Origin of the sequence: Roseobacter sp. CCS2 (assembly GCF_000169435.1) — a bacterium.
Classification (GTDB): domain Bacteria; phylum Pseudomonadota; class Alphaproteobacteria; order Rhodobacterales; family Rhodobacteraceae; genus Yoonia.
The window spans coordinates 1-23,051 of record NZ_AAYB01000001.1 but is presented as its reverse complement, the minus strand read 5'-3'; the positions used below and the strand labels follow the sequence as shown (position 1 = coordinate 23,051).

At 54.7% G+C, this 23,051-nt stretch carries 27 protein-coding genes, 1 pseudogene and 1 riboswitch; of the genes and pseudogenes, 17 read left to right on the top strand and 11 right to left on the bottom strand.

Annotated elements, in window-relative coordinates; all coding sequences use genetic code 11:
• The first annotated feature begins 132 nt into the window (after positions 1–132).
• Positions 133–468, top strand: a complete 336-nt coding sequence (gene fdxA / locus RCCS2_RS00145; protein WP_008230397.1) for a ferredoxin FdxA — start codon at positions 133–135, stop codon at positions 466–468.
• A gap of 212 nt (positions 469–680) precedes the next feature.
• The gene (locus RCCS2_RS00140) at positions 681–1,187 is read left to right on the top strand and encodes a CarD family transcriptional regulator (protein ID WP_008230395.1); all 507 of its coding nucleotides are present in this window, start codon (positions 681–683) and stop codon (positions 1,185–1,187) included.
• A gap of 183 nt (positions 1,188–1,370) precedes the next feature.
• On the opposite strand, the gene RCCS2_RS00135 is transcribed toward RCCS2_RS00140, so the two are convergent.
• Positions 1,371–1,628, bottom strand: coding sequence for a hypothetical protein (locus RCCS2_RS00135; protein ID WP_008230393.1), 258 nt, complete (start codon positions 1,626–1,628; stop codon positions 1,371–1,373).
• Between the two features lie 251 nt (positions 1,629–1,879).
• Positions 1,880–3,142 carry a phosphoribosylamine--glycine ligase gene (gene purD / locus RCCS2_RS00130; protein ID WP_037292928.1) on the bottom strand — a complete coding sequence of 421 codons (1,263 nt, stop codon included), beginning with the start codon at positions 3,140–3,142 and terminating at the stop codon, positions 1,880–1,882.
• Positions 3,143–3,303: 161 nt separating this feature from the next.
• Between purD and RCCS2_RS00125 the strand changes: the two genes are divergently transcribed.
• Together RCCS2_RS00125 and xseA are read left to right on the top strand one after the other, a co-directional pair.
• Positions 3,304–3,897: a glycine-rich domain-containing protein gene (locus tag RCCS2_RS00125; protein WP_008230385.1), complete on the top strand. Its 594-nt coding sequence runs from the start codon at positions 3,304–3,306 to the stop codon at positions 3,895–3,897.
• The gene (gene xseA / locus RCCS2_RS00120; RefSeq protein WP_008230384.1) at positions 3,894–5,381 is read left to right on the top strand and encodes an exodeoxyribonuclease VII large subunit; all 1,488 of its coding nucleotides are present in this window, start codon (positions 3,894–3,896) and stop codon (positions 5,379–5,381) included. Before RCCS2_RS00125 ends, xseA begins: the two co-directional genes overlap by 4 nt.
• Before the next feature lie 22 nt (positions 5,382–5,403).
• Here the strand turns inward: xseA and RCCS2_RS00115 are convergent, their stop codons facing one another.
• Both RCCS2_RS00115 and RCCS2_RS00110 read right to left on the bottom strand, forming a co-directional pair.
• Positions 5,404–5,793, bottom strand: coding sequence for a hypothetical protein (locus tag RCCS2_RS00115; protein WP_008230383.1), 390 nt, complete (start codon positions 5,791–5,793; stop codon positions 5,404–5,406).
• Positions 5,786–6,802, bottom strand: coding sequence for an alkane 1-monooxygenase (locus RCCS2_RS00110; RefSeq protein WP_008230382.1), 1,017 nt, complete (start codon positions 6,800–6,802; stop codon positions 5,786–5,788). The genes RCCS2_RS00115 and RCCS2_RS00110 overlap by 8 nt, the downstream gene beginning before the upstream one ends.
• Positions 6,803–6,944: 142 nt before the next feature.
• Here RCCS2_RS00110 and RCCS2_RS00105 point away from each other — a divergent pair, with 142 nt between their 5' ends.
• From RCCS2_RS00105 to RCCS2_RS00080, 5 genes are all read left to right on the top strand, one after another.
• Positions 6,945–8,636, top strand: coding sequence for an NAD(P)H-dependent oxidoreductase subunit E (locus RCCS2_RS00105; RefSeq protein ID WP_008230381.1), 1,692 nt, complete (start codon positions 6,945–6,947; stop codon positions 8,634–8,636).
• Positions 8,637–8,706: 70 nt separating this feature from the next.
• Positions 8,707–10,218: a signal recognition particle-docking protein FtsY gene (ftsY, locus tag RCCS2_RS18045; RefSeq protein WP_083791118.1), complete on the top strand. Its 1,512-nt coding sequence runs from the start codon at positions 8,707–8,709 to the stop codon at positions 10,216–10,218.
• Complete coding sequence (locus tag RCCS2_RS00090; protein ID WP_008230378.1) at positions 10,215–11,033, top strand: hypothetical protein; 819 nt, start codon at positions 10,215–10,217, stop codon at positions 11,031–11,033. The genes ftsY and RCCS2_RS00090 overlap by 4 nt, the downstream gene beginning before the upstream one ends.
• Before the next feature lie 5 nt (positions 11,034–11,038).
• Positions 11,039–11,941 carry a DMT family transporter gene (locus RCCS2_RS00085; RefSeq protein WP_156788440.1) on the top strand — a complete coding sequence of 301 codons (903 nt, stop codon included), beginning with the start codon at positions 11,039–11,041 and terminating at the stop codon, positions 11,939–11,941.
• Positions 11,942–11,952: 11 nt separating this feature from the next.
• Complete coding sequence (locus RCCS2_RS00080; protein ID WP_008230375.1) at positions 11,953–12,564, top strand: inner membrane-spanning protein YciB; 612 nt, start codon at positions 11,953–11,955, stop codon at positions 12,562–12,564.
• 13 nt (positions 12,565–12,577) lie between these two features.
• On the opposite strand, the gene RCCS2_RS00075 is transcribed toward RCCS2_RS00080, so the two are convergent.
• Positions 12,578–12,904 (bottom strand): PilZ domain-containing protein, encoded by a 327-nt coding sequence (locus RCCS2_RS00075; RefSeq protein ID WP_008230374.1) that lies wholly within the window; start codon positions 12,902–12,904, stop codon positions 12,578–12,580.
• Between the two features lie 58 nt (positions 12,905–12,962).
• Positions 12,963–13,670, bottom strand: a complete 708-nt coding sequence (locus tag RCCS2_RS00070) for a glutathione S-transferase N-terminal domain-containing protein (protein WP_008230373.1) — start codon at positions 13,668–13,670, stop codon at positions 12,963–12,965.
• Between the two features lie 88 nt (positions 13,671–13,758).
• A riboswitch (SAM riboswitch) is annotated at positions 13,759–13,836 on the top strand.
• Positions 13,837–13,898: 62 nt separating this feature from the next.
• On the opposite strand from RCCS2_RS00070, the gene metZ reads away from it, so the two are divergent.
• Together metZ and folE2 are read left to right on the top strand one after the other, a co-directional pair.
• A complete protein-coding gene (metZ, locus tag RCCS2_RS00065) occupies positions 13,899–15,074 on the top strand; it encodes an O-succinylhomoserine sulfhydrylase (protein WP_008230370.1) in 1,176 nt (391 codons plus the stop codon).
• A 307-nt stretch (positions 15,075–15,381) separates the two neighbouring features.
• A complete protein-coding gene (gene folE2 / locus RCCS2_RS00060) occupies positions 15,382–16,485 on the top strand; it encodes a GTP cyclohydrolase FolE2 (protein WP_083791157.1) in 1,104 nt (367 codons plus the stop codon).
• On the opposite strand, the gene RCCS2_RS00055 is transcribed toward folE2, so the two are convergent.
• The 3 genes from RCCS2_RS00055 to RCCS2_RS00045 form a co-directional block, all read right to left on the bottom strand.
• Complete coding sequence (locus RCCS2_RS00055; protein WP_008230366.1) at positions 16,482–17,255, bottom strand: fumarylacetoacetate hydrolase family protein; 774 nt, start codon at positions 17,253–17,255, stop codon at positions 16,482–16,484. The two genes, folE2 and RCCS2_RS00055, sit on opposite strands and share 4 nt — an antisense overlap.
• Positions 17,256–17,330: 75 nt before the next feature.
• On the bottom strand, positions 17,331–17,780 hold the full coding sequence (locus tag RCCS2_RS00050; RefSeq protein WP_008230364.1) for an SRPBCC family protein: 450 nt from the start codon (positions 17,778–17,780) through the stop codon (positions 17,331–17,333).
• Complete coding sequence (locus RCCS2_RS00045) at positions 17,764–18,093, bottom strand: ArsR/SmtB family transcription factor (RefSeq protein ID WP_008230362.1); 330 nt, start codon at positions 18,091–18,093, stop codon at positions 17,764–17,766. Before RCCS2_RS00045 ends, RCCS2_RS00050 begins: the two co-directional genes overlap by 17 nt.
• Before the next feature lie 131 nt (positions 18,094–18,224).
• Between RCCS2_RS00045 and RCCS2_RS00040 the strand changes: the two genes are divergently transcribed.
• The 6 genes from RCCS2_RS00040 to RCCS2_RS00015 all read left to right on the top strand — a co-directional run bounded on the left by RCCS2_RS00040 (position 18,225) and on the right by RCCS2_RS00015 (position 22,015).
• A complete protein-coding gene (locus tag RCCS2_RS00040; RefSeq protein WP_008230360.1) occupies positions 18,225–18,845 on the top strand; it encodes an ATP-dependent Clp protease proteolytic subunit in 621 nt (206 codons plus the stop codon).
• 222 nt (positions 18,846–19,067) lie between these two features.
• On the top strand, positions 19,068–20,333 hold the full coding sequence (clpX, locus tag RCCS2_RS00035) for an ATP-dependent Clp protease ATP-binding subunit ClpX (protein ID WP_008230358.1): 1,266 nt from the start codon (positions 19,068–19,070) through the stop codon (positions 20,331–20,333).
• A 2-nt stretch (positions 20,334–20,335) separates the two neighbouring features.
• Positions 20,336–20,704, top strand: a complete 369-nt coding sequence (locus tag RCCS2_RS00030; RefSeq protein ID WP_037292923.1) for a glyoxalase superfamily protein — start codon at positions 20,336–20,338, stop codon at positions 20,702–20,704.
• Positions 20,701–21,084, top strand: coding sequence for a RidA family protein (locus RCCS2_RS00025; protein ID WP_008230351.1), 384 nt, complete (start codon positions 20,701–20,703; stop codon positions 21,082–21,084). Before RCCS2_RS00030 ends, RCCS2_RS00025 begins: the two co-directional genes overlap by 4 nt.
• Positions 21,085–21,144: 60 nt before the next feature.
• Entirely contained in the window at positions 21,145–21,528 is a 384-nt protein-coding gene (locus RCCS2_RS00020) for an NADH:ubiquinone oxidoreductase subunit NDUFA12 (RefSeq protein ID WP_008230348.1), read from the top strand.
• 46 nt (positions 21,529–21,574) lie between these two features.
• Positions 21,575–22,015, top strand: a complete 441-nt coding sequence (locus RCCS2_RS00015; RefSeq protein ID WP_008230345.1) for a DUF2155 domain-containing protein — start codon at positions 21,575–21,577, stop codon at positions 22,013–22,015.
• On the opposite strand, the gene aat is transcribed toward RCCS2_RS00015, so the two are convergent.
• Complete coding sequence (gene aat / locus RCCS2_RS00010) at positions 21,979–22,629, bottom strand: leucyl/phenylalanyl-tRNA--protein transferase (protein WP_008230344.1); 651 nt, start codon at positions 22,627–22,629, stop codon at positions 21,979–21,981. The two genes, RCCS2_RS00015 and aat, sit on opposite strands and share 37 nt — an antisense overlap.
• Before the next feature lie 4 nt (positions 22,630–22,633).
• A pseudogene (locus tag RCCS2_RS00005) lies at positions 22,634–23,051 on the bottom strand (acetyl-CoA carboxylase biotin carboxylase subunit); the annotation flags it as partial.

Here is a 23,051-nt window from a genome sequence, read left to right as displayed (position 1 = left end):
GCATTCCGGCGCTTGTTTGCGCCAGTCACGCGGTTTCTGTCGCGCCACCGCGTCACTTGGTCTGTTGGACCTTGAATGCCTTGGCAGTCTATTCTAGCAAGGCGTCGTTAGCTACTTCGGAACCTGCACCCCATGACATATATCGTCAACGACAACTGCATTGCCTGTAAATACACTGACTGCGTCGAAGTCTGCCCTGTGGACTGCTTCTACGAAGGTGAAAACATGCTGGTGATCCATCCTGACGAATGCATCGATTGCGGTGTGTGCGAGCCTGAATGCCCCGCCGATGCGATCCGCCCTGATACAGAGCCTGACATGGAAAAATGGGTTGAATTTAACCGCAAGTATTCCGAAATGTGGCCGGTGATCATTACAAAAAAAGATCCACTGCCCACCGCCGATGATATGGACGGCAAAGAAGGCAAGATGGAGCTTTTTTCCGAGGCCGCTGGCGAAGGCGGATGATTCGGCACAGCTGTGACCGTAAGTAATTCATATTTATAGGTTTTGCTGTGCTGCAATGCAGCGCTTTCAGAAACGCGGTTTTTGTGATACAGTAGTGTTAATGCTGCGAAAAAAATGATCCAGTTTCGTAACCGACACACCCCGGCGGAGGCACGTTGCCCCCGGCGGTTTTTTTGTCGCTTATCAGTCTGTATCGCCATGAAAGGACGATCATGAGCAAGAAGAAGTATGATTTTAGCCCGAACGAGTTTGTCGTTTACCCTGCGCATGGCGTAGGCAAGATTGTTTCGATTGAAACACAAGAGGTTGCGGGTTTTGAACTTGAGATGTTTGTTATCTCTTTTGAGAAAGACAAGATGACCCTGCGTGTACCAACCGACAAGGCGACCCATGTCGGGATGCGCGCTTTGGCAACCCCGGATGTGGTCAGCCATGCGATGAAAACACTGCGTGGTAAGGCTAAGGTCAAAAAAGCTATGTGGTCGCGCCGGGCGCAGGAATATGAGCAAAAAATTAACTCTGGCGATCTAATCGCGATTGCCGAGGTTGTGCGCGACCTGCACCGCCAGGATGATCAGCGCGAACAAAGTTATTCTGAGCGTCAGCTTTACGAAGCTGCCCTTGAACGACTGACCCGCGAAATTGCTGCGGTGGCAGGCAATGACGAGAATGCGGCTGCGGCTGAAATCGACTCGGTTCTCGTGAGCCGCGCGGCTTAAAGTCTGCACCCATTGATTTGAGTTTTGGAGATGTTTCAGAACTGAGAATGAGTGGGTGCTTAGGCTTACTAAGCGCGATCTCTAGATCGGGATAGCTATTTATCTATATAGAATGCTAACGTGTTTGTAGGTGGAAGACGGACTGTCATTTCCACCTACAGATCTGCGTTCGTTTCGTCGTTGCTACTGTGCAGCTAATCTTGCTTTTGCTTTGCCGACAAACATCTTGAGCACGAAATACTGGACTGCGAAAAACAAAATCAGTCCCAGTCCAACACTAATGATGACTGATGGCTCTACGCCGCCGAATTCGTTGGACAAATTAATGGCCTCCATTGCGCTACCTGCTCCTAAGCCAGCAATAGCAATACCGCATAACACGCCGATGACCATAAATACCTTTAATACAGGCGCTAACACCGAGACGACAAATTTATCCATTTTCGATTTTTCCTAGACTGTTGTTGTATGTTTTCAAAACCAAGTCACCGGATACTGGGCCGCTGATTAATATCAATTTTTTGAAACGACAACTATGACGACATTGACTTGATATGTTGGCCGACCACCTAAATTGATGGCGCCGGGGCCCATTCCAACACACATACCTAAATTCGCGCGTGCAGATTGCTGGGTGAGGTTACAAACTTTGCACTCTGACTAGGCCGACCGAAAACTAAAATCCGATAACCTCAAAGCGCCTGCCACCCAATGTCTGAGCGGTAAAATCCGTCATCCCAATCAATGCCTTGCGCCATGGCATAGGCTTTTTCGTGCGCTTCCGACAAGCTGTTGCCGCGTGCGGTGATGTTCAGCACGCGACCGCCAGACGCTGTGATTTGCCCATCAACCTGCGCCGTACCAGCATGAAATACGGCGTGAAAACTATCTTCCGGTTGGTTCTCTAATCCTTTGATCACTGTGCCTTTGGCGTAACTGCCGGGATAACCCTTGGCCGCCATGACAATTGTCAGCGCGTGATCATCGGCCCAGTTGGCTTGTACCTCATCAAGTCGTTCTTCCGCACAGGCCTGCATCAGATCAAGGATCTGACCGCCAAGGCGCATCATCAGACATTGGCATTCAGGGTCACCGAAGCGGACATTATATTCGACCAGACGCGGTTGCCCGTTCTGGATCATCAATCCGCAAAACAGAACGCCCTGAAAAGGGGTGCCACGTTTGTACATCTCGTCCATGGTTGGTTTGATAATTTCATCAAGTGCTTTTTGTGTGATTTCATCGCTCATTACCGGGGCGGGGGAATATGCGCCCATGCCGCCGGTGTTTGGCCCGGTATCACCATCATAGGCGCGCTTATGGTCTTGGGCGGTACCAACAGGCAGGATGGTTTTGCCATCACAAAGAACAAAGAACGAAGCCTCTTCGCCTTCCATGAACTCTTCAATAACGACCTCGGCACCGGCGTCCCCGAAGCTGCCATCGAACATATCGTCGATGGCGGCCAGTGCGTTATCCTCTGTCATGGCGACAATCACGCCTTTACCAGCAGCAAGCCCATCGGCCTTGACAACAATAGGTGCGCCTTGTGCGCGAATATAGCTTTTTGCAGCATCAGCATCCGTAAAATGCGCATAGGCTGCAGTAGGTGCATTGGCGGCATCGCAGATGGATTTTGTGAATGATTTTGAAGCTTCCAATTGGGCGGCGGCTTGGCTGGGGCCAAAGACCAAAAGCCCCGCCTTGCGCAAGCGATCAGCGACGCCTGCGGCCAAGGGGGCCTCGGGTCCGACGATGACAAAATCAATGGCGTTTTCTTCGGCAAATGTCGCAACTGCGCCACCATCAAGGATATTGATATCGGCGCATTCTGCAATCGTGGCAATACCCGCGTTGCCGGGCGCGACGATCAAACGATCGCATTTAGGGTTCTGTTTCACGGCCCATGCAAGGCTATGCTCACGTCCGCCGCTGCCCAAAATGAGAATGTTCATATCTATCCTTGCCCATGCTGAAGTTGTCCCGGTTTTATGGTGGTTGCTGCATGACGACAAGTGGCGCAGGTGGCCATGTTTTTGATGCTTGGCGCTTGGCCAATTGACCACTTCATATTACTGTTGGCGTGGGGCGACAGTTAGTAAGCGAACACCAAAACATGACACCGATCAAAAAGGACCGGCAGCTCTGGCATCGCCTTGAAGGTTATAGCTTTCATGAGCGTCCATTAACGCGATCACTTGTGGACCGTCTGGAAGATGAAACCGGGCATTCAATCGATGTTTGCTATATTTTGGTCGAAGAATACCGCCGTTTTATGTATTTGGTCGGCAGCACCGGAGAGACATTGGCCCCATCACCGATTGTCAATGTTGTTTGGCAAATGCATGCAGATGACAGCAAAGCCTATTTTGAGGATTTTTGCCCGCGCATCATTGGTCGGACCATCCACCACCCCGGTGATTTGCCCCCTTTTCAAAATGATCCGGCATATCTGCGTACACTGGATTATTACGCCGAAGAATTTGGCCGGGCGCAGGTGCAGTACTGGCCTGATCCGGATGTCGCCACTGTCCGGATGTCGAGCATCCTGTTCTGGATCAGCGGTGTTTTGGCGATTATGCTTTCGCTGGTTTTCAACTCCATACTGTTTGCGGGACTTGGTGCTGTATTGTTCCTGACGACTTTGTTTCTAAAGTGGAAGTTTTCGTCCCTTCCCCTGCAAACACAGCGCAAGAAGGGCGTCACATGAACGATCTATTTGAAGATGAACCGGCGGATAATACGCCGGAATTTTCGGTATCCGAGATTTCTGGTGCAGTCAAAAAGGCCATTGAAGGTGGTTTTTCCCATGTGCGTGTAAAAGGCGAGATTGGGCGGGTATCCCGGCCTGCGTCAGGGCACATTTATATGGATTTGAAGGATGACCGCGCAGTGCTGGCCGGTGTGATCTGGAAAGGCCGCGCGCAGGGACTGGCGCATCGCCCAGAGGAAGGCATGGAGGTTGTCGCGACCGGTAAGCTGACAACCTTTCCTGGCCAGTCCAAATATCAGATGGTGATCGAAGATATTGCGCCTGCGGGCGCGGGCGCTTTGATGGCTATGCTTGAAAAACGCAAGGCAGCTTTGGCGGCCGAGGGGTTTTTTGCGCCAGAGCGCAAGAAAGAGCTGCCGTATCTGCCAGAGATTATTGGTGTTGTGACGTCGCCTTCGGGTGCGGTTATTCGTGATATCCTGCACCGGTTGCGGGACCGGTTCCCGCGCAAGGTTCTGGTCTGGCCAGTGGCCGTTCAAGGCCAGAAATGCGCGCCAGAGGTGGCGGCGGCGATTGAAGGATTTAACACATTGACCCCCGGTGGTGCTTTGCCGCGTCCTGATCTGCTTATCGTTGCCCGCGGCGGCGGATCGCTAGAGGACCTTTGGGGATTTAACGAAGAGGTTGTCGCGCGAGCTGCAGCGGCGTCGGACATCCCGCTGATATCTGCTGTGGGCCACGAGACGGATACAACGTTGATTGATTTTGTATCGGATATGCGGGCACCAACACCGACGGCGGCGGCTGAACTGGCTGTGCCGGTGCGTATGGAATTGCTGGCCTGGGCGGACCAACAGGGCGCGCGGTTAAGTCGGGCGTTGACCACCGGGCTGACGCAGCGCCAGCAAAGGGTTCGCGATCTGGGCAGGGCCCTGCCACAGGTGGATGCGCTGGTTGAAGGACCGCGTCAGCGTCTGGATTATCTGGGCGAGCGGTTGCCTGCGGCCCTTACAGGGGCTGCGGCGAAGAAACGGTTGCAAATGAGCGAGGCCGCTTTGCGCCCCGGCATCCTGTCACGCCGTCTGGCCGAAGACCGGCGGCGGCTGGATGGGTTATCAGACCGCCTTGGGCCCGCGTTAAAACGCAGGTCACGCGAGGCGCGCACAACGCTTGAGCAGACCAGTCGCGGGTTGCGGGCAGGGGTCTTGCAAGATCGTGTGTCCCGTCAGTCTGACCGGTTAATTGGCACACTGCGCCGCTTATCGGACCGCGCTTCGCGACAGCAAGCCGAGCGCCTCTCAAAGCTGGAAGCGCTTGATCGGTTGCGCGAAACACTGGGCTATGTCGAGACACTCAAGCGTGGTTATGCGGTGGTGCGCGGCGACGGCGCTGTGGTGACAACCAAAGGTGCCGCACAGAAGGCCAAAGCGCTGGAGATCGAGTTCGCGGATGGGCGCCTGCACGTGGGCAAGGACACATAAAGCAACCTGTTCTCAGGCTGGCTTAGGATGATAAATCGTTGCAGATCAACGCATCACCACTATCACGCACTTCGTAGATGACGGTCGTATTCGGCCATGTCGTGTAGACGCCGCGCAGGCCATCGGGGTCTTCAAAGATTGTCCAGCACTGGCTAATGGGGTTGCCTTCGTAGCGGAAACAGATGTCACCCTTGCTTTCGAACCAGACGCCATATTGACAGGTGCCTTCGAAATTGGACCACATAACGCGTTGTCCGGGCAGGTAGCGTTCAATGCCATAGGCGGGATTGTTGATCGTGCTGAATGTGATGGTGCGCCCGGTGACATAGTCATCAAATTCCTGGCCCGTCATACCCTCTTGGGCCGCCGCCGGTGCAGCAAGTGCGAAACAAAGAAGCAGCAGGCTACGCATTGCGCCACCTGTCAACTTTTGGGTCCATGATACGGCGCCAAAGCGGTGGGATCAGCGCAATACTGGCCATGAGAGGCAGTGGACGAGGGAGCATTGGGGCATCCTTGGGTAGGGTCAGCGCGGGGTAATGTCGCCCGGGGTGCGCGTGGTGATCTGAATGCCGGGTGGCGTTCAGCATCAGTGCAGAGGAAAACCAATGCGGGCTGTTCCAGCTGTGTTTGGCCGCCACAGGCTCTGGCTTGCCGTTCGCGTGGGTTGCACGTAGCAGACCGTAGTGTTGCACGTAATCTGACATAAGCAGCTGTGATTGCGCGTATCCACAAAGGCCCACATAAGCCAACAAGGCCTGCCAACCGCCCAGCAAGGTTGCCACGCTTAAACAAAGCACCGCGCCGCCAACATAAACCACATAAGGGTTACGCCAAGCAGATCGTTCGATCCGCACAAGGCGATCGCGTTCCGCAACATAGCCTTGCTGAAAGGAACCGACCCAAGCGCGAACCATATAACGATAAAGGCTTTCACCCTTCCGCGAGGTGTTCGGATCGGCGCGTGTCGCAACGTGTTGATGATGCACAAGAACATGAGCAGATGTGTGATGCCCGAAAAGCAACGTGATGTAAGACCACATGCCCAGCCGATGCAACGCGCGGCTTTGGCGGTGGATCAGTTCATGCGCGTTTGCATTGCTGACTTGTCCAAACCACAGACCAGCGGCGAAAAAGAGTGCGATCTTTTCCAGCGCGCCCAGTTGCGGATTGACAAGCGCGCCAATCACCAAAGGCAGCAAGGCGAAATGCGCCGCTGCAATAACCACCGAAAGCGCTGTGTCGCTTTGACTAGCCTCGGCTGTTTCATCAGGTTTTATCAGCCTGTCCAATACAGTTGTCATCGCAGTCAGGTGGATCACAGCGGCAAAAATCCAGATACCACCCCAAACGGACCCCAGCGCAATCAGTGCTGCTGGTGCAAGCGTCGCAAATCCAAAATGCCAAAGCCGGGATGTCATGTTTCGCATTGTTAGCACGTGTTTCCGTCCAATGTAGTGGAAACTGCAAACCTGCGCGTATTGGTCCACTCTGGTGTCGCTTTTGCGTGGTTTGCGTGGCCGACGCTAGCTATGTTGGCGGTGACTGAGAAGGAACAGCACAATGGCTTTGGACAACCGCAAAGGTGTTTGGAAATCCGGCAAGGGCAAAGGGCGGCATCGCCCCAAAGGCCGCCAGCTGGATGATGCCGCCTGGGCCGAAGTGCAGGCACTTTTGGGTGACAGGCCTCGCCACCGCGATCTGCTGATCGAATTTTTACACCTGATCCAAGACGCGCATGGCTGTTTGTCAGCCGCCCATCTGCGGGCGCTGGCCGAAGAAATGCGGCTAAGCCAGGCCGAGGTTTACGAAGTTGCCACCTTCTATGCCCATTTCGATGTGGTCAAGGAAGGCGAACCTGTGCCCCCCGCGCTGACGATCCGGATCTGCGACTCGCTGTCGTGTGAATTGGCAGGCGCACAACAATTAAAGACAGCATTAGAGGATGGTTTGGATGCGTCCGAGGTGCGTGTTCTTCGGGCGCCTTGCATGGGGCGATGTGATACAGCACCCGCGCTTGAGTTGGGCCATAACCACATTGATCATGCGACCTTCGACAAGGTCGCGGCGGCAATTGCGGCGGGCGATACGCATGCGCATGTGCCTGATTATGAAGGCTATTCTGCTTATGTCGCGAATGGCGGCTATGCGCAATTGCAAGCGCTGCGCGAAGGCGGTGATTGGGAGGACGTGCAGGACAAAGTGCTGGCCTCTGGTCTGCGCGGATTGGGTGGCGCTGGTTTCCCATCAGGCAAAAAATGGGGGTTTGTGCGCGGTAACGCATGCCCCCGTTATCTGGCAGTAAATGGGGACGAGGGCGAGCCTGGCACATTCAAAGACCGCTATTATCTGGAACGCATGCCGCATCTGTTTTTGGAAGGTATGTTGATCGCCGCTTGGGCGGTTGAAGCTGACACATGCTTTATCTACATGCGCGATGAATACCCCGCGGTGCTTGATATTTTGGCGCTTGAGATCAAAGCGTTGGAAGGCGCTGGTATTGTGGCGGAAGGCTATATTGACCTGCGACGCGGGGCGGGGGCCTACATCTGCGGCGAAGAATCCGCGATGATTGAAAGCATCGAGGGTAAACGCGGGCTGCCCCGCCATCGGCCGCCGTTTGTGGCGCAGGTTGGCATCTTTGATCGGCCAACGCTGGTGCACAATGTTGAGACTTTGCTTTGGGTGGCGCGGATCTGTCGCGAAGGTCCAGAGGTGCTGAATTCAACCGAAAAGAACGGGCGTGTCGGCTTGCGGTCTTACTCGGTCTCGGGACGAGTTGCGCAACCCGGCGTCTATTTGCTGCCTGCCGGGTCAACAATCACTGATATTATCGAAGCAGCTGGCGGCATGGCGGCAGGCCATGTGTTCAAAGCCTATCAGCCAGGTGGGCCGTCTTCGGGCCTGCTGCCTGCAACGATCAACGATGTCCCGTTGGATTTTGACACGTTGCAACCTTTGGGCACTTTCATCGGTTCCGCTGCTGTGGTGGTGCTATCGGACCAGGACCGCGCCCGCGATGCTGCGCTGAATATGTTGCGGTTCTTTGAGGATGAAAGCTGTGGGCAGTGCACACCGTGCCGGGTTGGCTGTGAGAAGGCGGTCAAGCTGATGCAAGCGGACGCATGGGACCAGCCGTTACTGGAGGATTTGTGCACCGCAATGGCGGATGCTTCAATCTGTGGTTTGGGGCAGGCGGCACCGAACCCGATTAAACTGGTGATGCAGCACTTCAAAGATGAGGTGAGTGGTTAAGCGGCATGCGGGCTTTCCAAATCTGCTGATCATCATTAGGTGATATGCAACGCAGAAATGGTTAAACAGCATGTCGTTTTTCAAAAAGCTTAAAGACCGGATGTTCAAATCCTCGTCCAAGATCGACGAAGGATTGGACGCTATCGTGCAAGATGGCGGTGAAGCAGAGGAAGTTGTGGAAAAAGAGGTTGCGGCGGTATCGCCCGTGGCGAACCCTATTCCAGAGCCAGAGCCAGAGCCAGAGCCAGAGCCAGAGCCAGAGCCAGAGCCAGAGCCAGAGCCAGAGCCAGAGCCAGAGCCAGAGCCAGAGCCAGAGCCAGAGCCAGAGCCAGAGCCAGAGCCAGAGCCAGAGCCAGAGCCAGAGCCAGAGCCAGAGCCAGAGCCAGAGCCAGAGCCAGAGCCAGAGCCAGAGCCAGAGCCAGAGCCAGAGCCAGAGCCAGAGCCAGAGCCAGAGCCAGAGCCAGAGCCAGAGCCAGAGCCAGAGCCAGAGCCAGAGCCAGAGCCAGAGCCAGAGCCAGAGCCAGAGCCAGAGCCGACAGTTTATGAGCCGGATGCGGATGAGGTGCGGGCTGCGGAACCGGTGCCAAGCCCAGAGCCGGAGATTGAAGCGCAGGAGGCTGCTGAGCCTACCCCGGTGCAGTTTGACGTCGACCTGACCGCACCTTTGACCGAAGATGCCACGCCAGAGCCTGAAAAAAAGGGTCTCTTGGGGCGTTTTTTTGGCGGGGCTGAGGCGAAAACTGTTGTCAAACGCACACTTGACGATGACATGCTTGAACAATTGGAAGAGTTGTTGATCACAGCAGACATGGGCGTGGATACCGCACTGCGCGTTACAGCAAACATGGCCGAAGGACGCCTGGGGCGCAAACTGTCGGTGCAGGAGATTAAAGAACTCATGGCGCAAGAGGTCAGCCGGATCATGGAACCGGTCGCGCGGCCTATGCCGCTTTACACCAAAACGCCGCAGGTCGTATTGGTCGTTGGTGTGAACGGCTCTGGCAAAACGACAACAATTGGTAAGCTGGCCAGCCAATTCCGCGCCGCAGGCAAAAAGGTTGTGATTGCCGCGGGCGATACGTTTCGCGCGGCGGCTGTTGAACAATTACAGGTCTGGGGCGAACGCGCCGATGTGCCTGTGTTGACAGCACCCGAAGGATCGGACCCTGCCAGCCTTGCCTTTGATGCGATGACGCAAGCGCAGGCCGATGGCGCTGATTTGTTGATGATCGACACGGCGGGGCGATTGCAGAACCGCGCTGATTTGATGGAGGAATTGGCCAAAATCGTGCGGGTGATCCGAAAGAAAGATCCCGATGCGCCGCATAACACTTTGCTAGTGCTTGATGCGACCACAGGGCAAAACGCGGTGCAGCAAGTCAAGGTATTTCAAGAGCTTGCAGATGTTTCCGGGCTGGTGATGACCAAGCTGGATGGCACGGCAAAGGGCGGTGTGTTGGTGGCGCTTGCTGACAAATTCGGCCTGCCCATCCATGCGATCGGGGTGGGTGAGCAGATTGATGACCTTGCCCCATTCGACCCGGATGATTTCGCGGCCGCTTTGGTCGGACTGGACCGATGAAGCACCTGCTGGCTACCATTCTTTTGGCGGTGTTGCCCACGGCGAGCATCAGCGACGCGCGCATTGCCTGTGCTGAGGCTTGGGCAGATATTGCTACTGTGGTCGGCGGTTCGGGGGCTGAAGCGGTTACCGTTGGTGCGAATGGGTGGTGTGACGTTGATCTGGCGCACACGACTTTTGTTGATACGCAGATTGAAAAAGCGGCGTTTCGGGTTGATCAGATGCAATCTGCGCCGGATGACAGCCGCACAATTGAATTTGATCTTGAAGGTGTGGACACACCGTTTGGCACGTTTGACGGCACAGTTGCATTAAGCATGCACGCGGACACTGGCTTTGTGCGCCTGCATGCGTTGCGTTTTCTTGGCCAAGACGGTCGCGGCGTGCGTGCAACGGCGCAAGCAGAACTGGATGGGGTTCTTGTTTTTCCGGTCCAGCATCAGTCCCAAAATGCGGCGGACGCGCAGTTTGCGGACATTGATATTATCGTCACACCTGCCGCCTTGGCTGATACCGGGATCGATTTTGCGCAGATTGATCGCGCATCATTTGATCGCGCGTTGCGCGATGTGAGTGATATGCAAATTAGTGGTAAGGCGCGACGCGCGTTTTTGCGATTTGTTGGTGCGATGCCAAACGCGCAAGGGACGCTTAGCATCGCCGTGCAGATGGCCGATGATGCGCGTATGATTGATGTGGTGAGGCCATTTGCAGCGCTTGGACGGGCGCCCAGTGATGCCGATATCGCCTATGCGTTTGATCGGGCGTTGGATGGGATACAGATTGATCTTGCCTGGAAGCCGGGGCGTATGTGAACGATCTGGGCGCATGGTTAGTCTCGGTCGCAGGCACGCCCGAGGGCGCGCAGCTTGCCACGATCCTTGCTTTAGTTTCAGCTTTGGCACATGCCGTTTTCGGCGCAATGCAGAAGGGTCGTTATGACCCTTGGCTGACGCGCGGCGCGATTGATGCGTGGCTTTGCATATTATCGGCACCAATCGCCCTGTTTGTTGTGCCGTGGCCCAATCTGACGACCGCACTCATTCTGGCTGGTGCGATTGTTGTGCATTTTGCCTATAAAGTGACCATGGCGTTGGCGTATGAACGTGCGGCTTATACTGTGGTCTATCCTGTCGTGCGCGGCACCGGGCCTTTGGTCACTGTGATTGCAGCATTACTGTTCTTTGGCGAATACTTCACACCTGTCCAGTGGTTGGGTGTTGCTTGCCTGTCAGGGGGTATTTTATTGCTGGCGGTGCGCAACATCGCGGAAGAGGTGATAGACCCACGCACGTTGAAAATAGGGCTATTGTGGGCATTGGCGGGGGGCTGTCTTGTTGCGATTTATACCACATACGATGCTTACGGCATCCGCCAAACCCCTGATCCTTTTACCTTTTTGGCGTGGTTCTTTTTTGTGACCGCGATTGATTTTCCACTACTTGCGACATGGCACTATAAACGGCTCAAGGTGCAGCCTGTCTTGGGTCCCTTGGTCTGGCGCGGTTTTGTCGGGGCCCTGATCGCATGGATCAGTTTTGGCGGTGTGCTAATGGCCACGCGGTTGGACAAAGTGGGTGAAGCGGCGGTCCTGCGTGAGACATCAGTTGTTTTTGCCGCCTTCATCGGGTGGTTTATCATGGGTGAAAAAGTCGGGCCGCGTCGCCTGTTTTTGATGTGCTTGGTTGCACTTGGCGCTGTCATCGTGGAAATGGGTGGCTAAGGGAGATGTCTATGGCAGAAAAAACGATTAATCCGGTGGTCAAACAGGTTCTGGAACTGGGGCCAACGCTTGCGTTTTTCCTAATCTATCTACGCATCCGTGATGAGAATTTTACGATTGCTGGCACGGAATACACCGGATTTATCGTCGCGGCGTTGATTTTCATCCCGATCTTGCTGGCGGCGATGGGCATTCTATGGGCGCTGACGGGCAAGTTGAGCCGGATGCAGGTTTTTACCGCCTTCATGGTGATCTTCTTTGGGGGTCTGACGGCCTATTTCAATGATGAGCGTTTCTTCAAAATGAAGACCACGATTGTCTATGGTGTCATGGCGGGGCTGTTGGGCATTGGCCTGCTGCGTGGCCAAAGCTATCTTCAATACGTGATGGAAGAATTCCTACCGATGCGCAAAGAAGGCTGGATGATATTTACCCGCCGTCTGTGCTTTATGTTTGCGGCATTGGGTGTGGCAAACGAAATCATCTGGCGCACGCAAACCACCGACGTATGGGTCAAGCTGGAAACTTTCGCATTTCCGGTGGTCTTGGTGGTGTTTTTATGGGTGCAAATCTACAGATTGCAGGAATACTTTATTGAACAGCCAGAGGTGCCAGAAAAGTAAATCCTAATCTGGCCTATAGTTCAGCAAATGCAAAACCAACTGCGCCGCGCGGTCGGTTGGGGGCTGCGTCACGACGGTAGCGCAACATATCCACTTGCATGGATGAAAGATGGGGCCGGAATGTAATGCCAGCCTTATCGCCGAAAGACCAACAGACCACGCCCATTACGTCGTAATTCAACACTTTGAACCTGACCTTATCGCCACGTTGTAACGTTTGCGGACCAACAAGGCGGGCACCTGTACTGTTCACGTCGGTGACGTGGCATTGCTGGCGTCCAGTTGGTGTTGTCAACTGAATAGGGAATTCGGTTTGGTAACGATGTGAACGATACTGCATATCGGGACCTCATCTGATTAAGTTCCCTTCGATTTACGGCATCAATTCTAACAAATGGTTACTTTTGTTTCGTGAACAGAATATTCTGTGCCGCGGTGTCTTTGCGAAAGTCACCACGCTTTTCGGCCGCTACGGCACGTCCACGCTTAACGCCTGGGCGTGCCCACATCGTGTCAAGCCAGCGGGCCATATGTGGCTTGTCATCCAATGTTTGCTGTTGTCCCTCCCAAAGCGACGCCCAGCCCCAGATCGCGATATCAGCAATCGAAAAGAAATCTCCGGCGACAAATTCATGCTGCGCCAATTGTCGGTCCAACACCCCATATAGCCGCCCGGTTTCCTTGCGATACCGGTCCTTTGCGTAGGGCAGATCATTGGGTGGGTCCATTGCGGGCGCATATTTCAAGAAATGATGCGCCTGTCCGCCCATTGGCCCAAGCCCGCCCATCTGCCACATCAGCCATTGATCAACACTGATCCGATCACGTTCGGTTTTGCCACAAAACCGGCCAGTCTTGCGGGCGAGATATTGCAGGATCGCACCGGACTCAAAGATAGAGATTGGTGCGCCATCTGGCCCATCATGATCAACAATTGCAGGCATGCGGTTGTTGGGTGAAATCTTCAGAAAATCAGGTTTGAACTGATCCCCTGCGCCGATATCGACAAGATGCAATTGATACGGCAATTCCAATTCTTCAAGCATGACAGAGGCTTTCCAACCGTTCGGTGTGGGCCAGAAATAAAGGTCAAGTGGTGGGGCCATGGTATATCCTTTCGCATTAGACATACCATCGCATCATGGTTTCAAAGGGCAAGGGTCCCGTCTTGACGCAGACATGGCACAGGCGTATGCGTAGCCATGTGGCGATTTGTTACCGGATTGCGGGCCACGTTAAACATGCCGCTAAAGAGGATTGCAGGTTTTTACGCCTCGATACCTTTTTCCGGTGTCGGGGTTTTTTATTGCGCGACAGATGCGCGAGGACAGAAGATGAAAACGTGGAAAAAGCGCACCAATGCGGTGCACGCGGGGATCAGACGCAGCCAGTATAACGAGGTCAGTGAAGCGATCTATCTGACCCAGGGCTTTGTCTACGACACAGCCGAGGATGCTGAGGCGCGGTTTATCAAAGCCGGTGAAGATGAATTCATCTACGCCCGCTACGGCAACCCGACGGTTGCGATGTTCGAGGACCGAATTGCCGCCTTGGAAGGGGCCGAAGCTGGGTTTGCAACCGCCTCTGGCATGGCGGCTGTGAATGGCGCGTTGACGTCGATATTGAAGGCGGGTGATCACGTCGTGTCTGCGCGCGCTTTGTTTGGGTCCTGCCTGTACATCTTGGAAGAAATCTTGACCCGTTATGGTGTCGAGGTAACTTTCGTTGATGGCACTGATCTTGCCGCGTGGCAGGCCGCGATCCGGCCTGATACGAAAGTTGTTTTTTTCGAAAGCATTTCGAACCCCACACTGGAAGTCATTGACATCGCAGAGGTGTCAAAATTGGCCCATGCTGTTGATGCGACAGTGGTCGTTGACAATGTTTTTGCCACGCCGGTCTATTCCAAGGCCGTTGCGCAGGGGGCCGATGTCATCATCTATTCGGCGACCAAGCATATTGACGGCCAGGGCCGTGCATTGGGCGGTGTCATCCTTGGCACTGAGGATTTTATTCGCAAGACCGTAGAGCCTTACATGAAGCACACAGGCGGCGCGATGTCCCCGTTTACGGCTTGGATTATGCTGAAAGGCTTGGAAACCATGGACCTGCGCGTGCGGGCGCAAACGGCGACGGCGCTGTATGTGGCCCAAGGGCTAGAGGGCGATGGCACGCTGTCCAGCGTGATTTATCCCGGCCTTGCCAGCCACCCGCAACATAGCTTGACCAACGCGCAGATGGGGGCAGGTGGTACAGTGCTGGCCATTGATGCTGGAACGCAAGAAGCGGCATTTAAATTGCTGAACGCGCTGGATATTTGGACCATTTCAAATAACCTTGGCGATGCAAAATCCATTGTAACGCATCCTGCGACCACGACCCATCAACGTCTGTCGGACGACACCAAAGCCATGCTTGGGATCACACCGGGGCTGCTGCGACTAAGTGTAGGGCTAGAGGATTGCGATGATCTGCTGGACGATCTTCGCGACGCGATCAATGGGCTTTGAGGGCGCGCTACGTCGATCATATGGCGTGATGCACGATGTTAGATCTGTGTGTGACCAAGGTTAAAGGTTTGTACTTTTGCCCCTGAAGACGCGTCAAGCTGACACAGACAAGTGTCAATTGGCGTTACACAGAAGGCGTGACGGCGGGCAAAAAACTGGTTAACTTTGGCAGGCTTAGCCCTAAGATAGGCCAACTTTCGTGACTGATCCACGCGCTGAATTGCAACGTATCTGCAAAGAAATCATTGGAAATTCCGATGAGCGGCCCCATGTTGGGGTGTCTAACGCACCGATGGGGGGTACTGACATGAATATCCATTCGCCTGATATGGATCGTGAACCAACCCGCGCAGAAGCCGAGGCCGCACTAACTTTGCTACGCCGCTGGGCCGGCGATGTCACGGCAGAGGAAGTTGCAACGCTTGATCCGCTCGTGTCGCGTTTGATCCCCGGACAAGAGGTGTCGAACTATCCGGCCCTGGCCCGTGCCTATCCTGACGCTTTTGAGGTGGATGATGCTTATAAGGCGTCGATGCCTGATTTGCAAAATGGTCCAGCTAGCTTGATCCGTGGTGCACAGCAGCAAATTCAGCACGTTGGCATTTCCAACTTCCGCTTGCCGATCCGGTTTCATACCCGCGACAATGGTGATCTGACGCTTGAGACATCGGTCACTGGCACTGTATCGTTGGAAGCTGAAAAGAAGGGCATCAATATGTCCCGCATCATGCGGACATTTTACAAGCATGCCGAAGAGACGTTCAGTTTTGAAGTAATCGAACGGGCGTTGGACGCTTACAAAACCGATTTGGAAAGCTTTGATGCCCGCATTCAGATGCGTTTCAGCTTTCCCATGAAAGTTGACAGCCTGCGGTCCGGCCTGTCGGGGTATCAGTATTACGATATCGCGCTTGAGCTGGTTGAAAGTGCAGGGGTCCGTAAGAAGATCGTACATCTGGATTATGTCTACTCGTCCACCTGCCCATGTTCGCTGGAATTGTCCGAACACGCGCGTCAGTTTCGCGGTCAGCTGGCGACGCCGCATTCGCAACGCTCTGTCGCCCGTATTTCGGTCTTGCTAGAGAACGGTGGCGATGTGTTGTGGTTCGAGGACCTGATTGATCGCGCCCGCGCCGCTGTGCCCACCGAAACGCAAGTGATGGTCAAGCGCGAGGATGAGCAGGCTTTTGCAGAACTGAACGCCGCGAACCCAATTTTCGTTGAGGATGCCGCGCGTCTGTTTACGGAGCAATTACAGTTGGATACGCGGATTTCTGACTTCCGGGTAATCGCCAGCCACCAAGAAAGCCTACACAGCCATGATGCTGTGTCAGTTCTGACTGAAGGCAAGACTTTTGCTGCAGAGAGCATTGATCCACGCCTGTTTCAGTCGTTGTTTCACATCGGTTAATCTGCGTCGGTCGCCGTGATGGTGACCGGCAACGTACCGATGCCTTCGATCACAACAACGATTTCCATGTCCGCCTTGATGGGTCGCGCGCCGATGGATGTGCCACAGGCAATCACATCGCCGGGTTCAAGCGTCATATCTGTCGATAGCTGACTGACGATCTGCGCTGGATTCATGATCATGTCTGAGGCGGGGTAAGATTGCCTTTCGCGGTCGTTCACCATGACTTTCACCGTCAGATCACGCCAGTTTAAATCCGTTTGAATGACAGGGCCGATCACGCCGAACCCGTCGTACCCTTTGGCCCGTGTCCATTGCGGGAATGATGGGTCTTCGAACAGAATGTCCAATGCGGTGATGTCATTGACGCAAGTATAGCCAAGGATGGCGCTTTCGGCCGCATCGACACTGATGTTCTTGCATGTCTTGCCGATAACAATGCCCAGCTCACCTTCATAAACAACGCGCCCGATATTTGGCGGCAGGGCAACCTGCGCGTTTGGACCGGCCAAGGATGACAGTGGTTTCAAAAAGAAAAGCGGATGCTGCGGTATATCGAGCTTGTTACGCTCTGCTGCTGCGTGGAAGTTGTTCCACAGCCCGATAAACTTGCCCGGCTCGCACGGCGGCAGCAAGGTGTTGCCAGCCATCGATACTGGATCGCCCGCGGTTGCATCCGCACCCAGTGCCGCGCGCGGATGCAACATGCCGTCTTGGATGACGCCGGTCAAAACCTCACCGCTTTCGGTCTTAATGCGTGCCCATTCCATGACGTTGCCTCCTGTTTTGAATGATAAAACCACCCGCAGGATGCAATTTTAGGGATACTGCCGCAAGGACTTGAATTAGGCCATCGCTGGAACTTTTACTGCGCTGGCATAGCAGCCAAGCACAAGGTCCCAACCTGTCAGATAACTGTTGCTGACCGCATCGGCCGTATCGCCCAGGATGCCAAAGCCACCATGCGTCAGATCGCACTTTGTACCCGCCTCGGTTTGGGTGAATTCAACAGTTACAACTGTCGCCTCAGATGCGGGACGGCCCGGGTGCCAGGTAAACGACAAGAACACACCCGGATCATAAGCGATCAGTGTGCCCCAAACATCGCGCTGCCCATCTTCGCTGGTTTCAACAATGTCGCCGCCTTTGTGGTTGGGAAACGTGATCTTCGCCTTCTCGCCAAACACCGAGAATTTCGCGCTGGGCCACCACGTGTCCATCTTTGTCGTGAACAGCGTGAAGGCCTCTTCCGCGGTGAGTGGCACGGTCAAGGTTTTCTTAATCGGATCGTTCATTTGCGTTTTCCTTTGCTTGTTCTGCGGCAGCCCGGGCAAAGGCGGCAAGCGCATCATCCCAAAGCGTATCAAGATAGCGGCGCAACCCATCCACACCATCAGGCGCGATGGCGTAAAGTCTGCGATTGCCCTTTGGTGTCACCGTCAACAGCCCTGCGTCGGATAGCACGCGCAGGTGCTGACTGACCGCGGGGCGGCTGACGTCCATGCCTTTGGCGATGGCAGCAACAGGCAGGGAACCACCGCGCAGCCGGTCGATGATGATCCGGCGCGTAGGGTCGGCGAGGGCGGTGATTGCATCTTCGTAATCCATAACTTACCGTAAGTCATTGCTTACGATTCGTCAAACCTTTCGTGCGCCCTTGAAGCCCCTGACCCCGAACACTAAGACTCTGTCAGGATATTTGAACTAGGACGGTCCCGTCCAAACATGAGGCAGTAAATATGCAAGACCCCACCGAGACTTATATGAACCTTGTCCCAATGGTGGTCGAACAGACCGCACGGGGCGAGCGCGCTTACGATATCTTTTCCCGTTTGCTCAAAGAGCGGATCATTTTCGTCAATGGTCCTGTGCATGACGGCATGAGCCAGCTGATCGTCGCACAACTGTTGCACCTCGAATCCGAGAACCCCAAGAAAGAAATCAGCATGTACATCAACAGCCCCGGCGGCGTGGTGACATCTGGTTTGTCGATCTATGACACGATGCAGTACATCCGCCCCAAGGTTAGCACGTTGGTGATCGGGCAGGCGGCATCTATGGGGTCACTGCTGTTGACCGCTGGGTCCGAAGGCATGCGTTTCTCGCTGCCCAACAGCCGCGTGATGGTGCACCAGCCATCCGGCGGGTATCAGGGGCAGGCGACCGATATCATGATCCACGCGGCAGAAACCCAAAAGCTGAAGACGCGTTTGAACGAGATTTATGTCAAGCACACCGGTAACACGCTGAAAAAGGTCGAAGCGGCCCTTGAGCGTGACAACTTTATGTCACCGGAAGAGGCCAAAGAATGGGGTCTGATCGACGAAATCGTCGAAAACCGGACGAAATCTGACGACTAAGTCTGTCAACGCCCGTTGACGTACAAACGCGGCTTTGGTCGCGTTTGTCATTTTTCTGACCAAATGTCATTTTATGAACGGTTTGCCGGGGGCATTAGCGGATTGTTAACGACAAACTGCGCAAGTTCATTTTGACATTGTGGACCTCGGCGGGCTGTCCTAGTGTTGGCGTTAAAGCAGTCCTATTGATGTTTGATCGGCCTATGGGCCAAGAGGTTTGAGATGGCGAATACAAGCGGCACCGACAGCAAAAACACCCTTTACTGTAGTTTCTGCGGTAAGAGTCAGCACGAAGTGCGCAAGCTGATCGCGGGGCCGACTGTTTTCATCTGCGACGAATGTGTCGAACTTTGCATGGATATCATCCGCGAAGAGACCAAGACAGCAGGTCTGAAAGCGGGCGACGGTGTGCCGACACCATCTGAGATTTGTGGCGTGTTGGATGATTATGTGATTGGTCAGATGCATGCCAAGCGCGTGCTGTCTGTGGCGGTGCATAACCATTACAAACGCCTGAACCATGCTGAGAAATCAGACATTGAACTGGCGAAATCCAATATCATGCTGATTGGTCCAACCGGTTGCGGTAAAACGCTGCTGGCGCAAACCTTGGCACGTATTCTGGATGTGCCGTTTACGATGGCCGATGCAACAACGCTGACCGAAGCGGGTTATGTGGGTGAGGATGTTGAAAACATTATCCTCAAGCTGTTGCAGGCATCCGAATATAATGTTGAGCGCGCGCAGCGCGGGATCGTCTATATTGACGAGGTCGATAAGATTACGCGCAAGTCTGACAACCCATCCATCACCCGTGATGTGTCGGGTGAGGGCGTGCAGCAGGCGCTGTTGAAGATCATGGAGGGCACCGTGGCCTCTGTGCCGCCGCAAGGTGGGCGCAAGCATCCGCAGCAGGAATTCCTGCAAGTGGACACGACAAACATCCTGTTTATCTGTGGCGGTGCGTTCGCGGGTCTGGATAAGATCATCGCGCAGCGCGGTAAGGGATCTGCCATGGGCTTTGGTGCGGATGTGCGCGAAGATGATGACCGCGGTATTGGCGAAATTTTCACCGATCTGGAACCAGAAGATTTGCTGAAGTTTGGTCTAATCCCGGAATTTGTGGGCCGTTTGCCTGTCATCGCGACATTGACCGATCTGGACGAAGACGCGCTGATCACGATTCTGACCAAGCCGAAGAACGCATTGGTCAAGCAGTACCAACGCCTGTTTGATCTGGAAGACACCAAACTGACCTTCACCGAAGATGCGCTTGCCGCGATTGCGAAACGTGCCATCGAACGCAAAACGGGTGCGCGTGGTTTGCGGTCCATCATGGAAGATATCCTGCTGGACACCATGTTTGATCTGCCGGGCATGGATACGGTAACCGAAGTTGTGGTCAACGAAGAGGCCGTTAATTCCGAAGTCGCCCCATTGATGATCCACGATGAAGGCAAAAAGAAAGAGCCTGCAACCGCGAGCTAGACATGAAACTAGGTCCTGCGACACCGATTTTTCGCATGTTTGACGAAGATCGTGCGCGAGATTTTTATGTGCGCTGGATAGGATGCTCTGTTTTGTTCGAACATCGTTTTGGACCGGACATGCCGCTTTACCTTGGCTTGCAGCGGGACGGATTTATCCTGCACCTCAGCGGTCATAGTGGCGACACAACGCCCGGTACGCGTATCCGTGTCGTCTGCGATAACATCACTGGCCTTTACGACGACCTTCAATCGCGGCCCGAAAGCTCTTTACGGTTGGGTCCACCACAGATGCAGTCTTGGGGTGATATCGAGCTGGCGCTGACTGACCCATTCGGCAATCGGATCACCTTTTATGAGGAAGGGACGTGACAGTGCGCCATATCAGCACCGGATCCTCCTTTGAGGCGCAAATCGGCTACAGCCGCGCTGTGGTGATTGATGGTTGGGTCTTTGTGGCGGGTACAACCGGCTACGACTACAAGAGTATGAAAATGCCAGAGGGTATTGTGGCGCAGTGTCGTAATGCGCTTGCGACGATCGGCAAAGCGTTGGAAGAGGCGGGCAGTGGCCTCGATCATGTTGTGCGCGTGACCTATATCGTGCCGAATGCAGACGTCTGGCCTGAATGCTGGCCGATTACGTCAGAGGTGTTTGCCAAGGCAAAGCCTGCGGCGACCATGATTTCAGCTGGCTTACAGAACCCCGAAATGCTGATCGAAATCGAGGTAACTGCGCGGGTCCCCGCCTGATCCCACTGGACCTTTCAGCCCTATTGGTGCATGGATAAGCAACGCAATCGGAGACGCGATATGGGCCTTGCTCACAACTTTAAACGTATCTTTACCTGGTGGGATGGACAGTCGTTCGGCACCCAGCTGTGGACCAGCCGCAATGGCACCAAAGTAGGCGAAGATGCGCAAGGCAACGTATTCTACCGCAACAGCGACGACAGCCGCCGCTGGGTGATTTACAATGGCGAAAACGAGGCGTCGCGCGTCGCCCCGGAATGGCACGGCTGGCTGCACCGCACATGGGACGAGCCACCAACCGAAGCGGCATTGCCCCGTAAAGACTGGGAAAAGCCACATCAGGAAAACCTGACCGGAACAATGGCGGCCTATGCGCCGGCCGGTTCGATCCGCCGCACAGCCCCTGTGGAGCGGTCGGACTATGAGGCGTGGACGCCGGAATAGGGTCTTGTTCATGCGGGTATCGGTCACTTCAATCTTAATAGTTTCAATGCTGGCTTGGCCTTTGGCCGCGCAGGAAATCGTGACGACGCCCATCGAAGAAATCCCCTTGGATGAGCTGATCGGTCAACTGACAACAACACCCACCGAAGAGGAAGAAGAATTCCTCACCACCTCGACCGAGGCTGTCATGCAGGACGTGGCGACAGCATCCGGTGGTGACTTGCGGATTTTGGACAAACTGACCGGACAGGTCAGTGATGTGTCGCTTGAAACTGGCCAAACGGCCACGCTGGGTTTCTTGTCTGTTAAGTTAAACGAATGCCGCTATCCGATTGAGAACCCATCTGGCGATGCATTCACCCAGATTGTGGTGCGCGATAACGAGGGCACTTTGTTTTCCGGTTGGATGCTGGCCTCTGCTCCTGCATTGAATGCTATGGATCACCCGCGTTACGACGTCTGGGCGTTGCGCTGTATGACGTCCTGAGCGGGCGGTATAGGGCCGGGACTGTCGAATGAAGCCTCTTTTGCCAGTGCTTCCATCAGCATCGCCCGATAGTGATCGCGCGGAATTTCAACAGCACCAAGGCTTTCCAGATGTGGCGTGATGAATTGCGTATCGAAAAGCTGAAACCCACCAAGGCGCAGCCTGTCGACAAGATAAGCCAGCGCCAGTTTTGATGCATCCGTGGCGCGGCTGAACATGCTTTCGCCAAAAAAAGCGGCGCCAATCGTGACACCATAGACACCGCCGACCAAATCACGATCGTTCCAAACCTCAATCGAATGGGCGACACCACCGGCATGCAACTGGCAGTACAAATCAAAGATCGTTTCGTTGATCCAGGTTTCATCCCGGTCCGCACAGCCCTGAACGACCTGTTGAAAGGCGGTGTCGCTGGCTATGGTGAACCCGCCGCGGCGCATTCTACGGGCCAGACTGCGTGAAATACGAAAACCATCCAAGGGAAAAACGCCACGCATGCGCGGATCGACCCAGAACACCTCCGGGTCGTTGCGCCCTTCGGACATTGGAAAAACCCCCACCTGATAGGCCTGCAAAAGCAGGTCTGCCGTCAGGGTGGGGCCGCTGTCCTTCACCGCCCTAGTTCAGATTTTCTTCGAGCCAGTGTTCAAGCCAGTGAATGTTGTATTCACCGGTTTGCACGGCCTCTTCGGCCAAAAGCGCATGGAACAGCGGCACGGTGGTATCGACACCATCCACGATCAACTCACCCAAGGCCCGTTCCAGGCGCGCCAGTGCCTCGGGACGGTCACGCCCATGCACGATCAGCTTGCCGATCAAACTGTCGTAGTAAGGCGGGATGCGGTAGCCATCATATAGGGCTGAATCCATCCGCACACCCAAACCGCCGGGCGCGTGATACTGTGTGATCGTGCCGGGGCAGGGTGCGAAATTGGGCAGCTTTTCGGCGTTGATCCGTACTTCGATGGCGTGGCCATTGATTTTCAGATCGTCCTGACCGAATGACATTGGCATGCCCGACGCCACGCGCAACTGT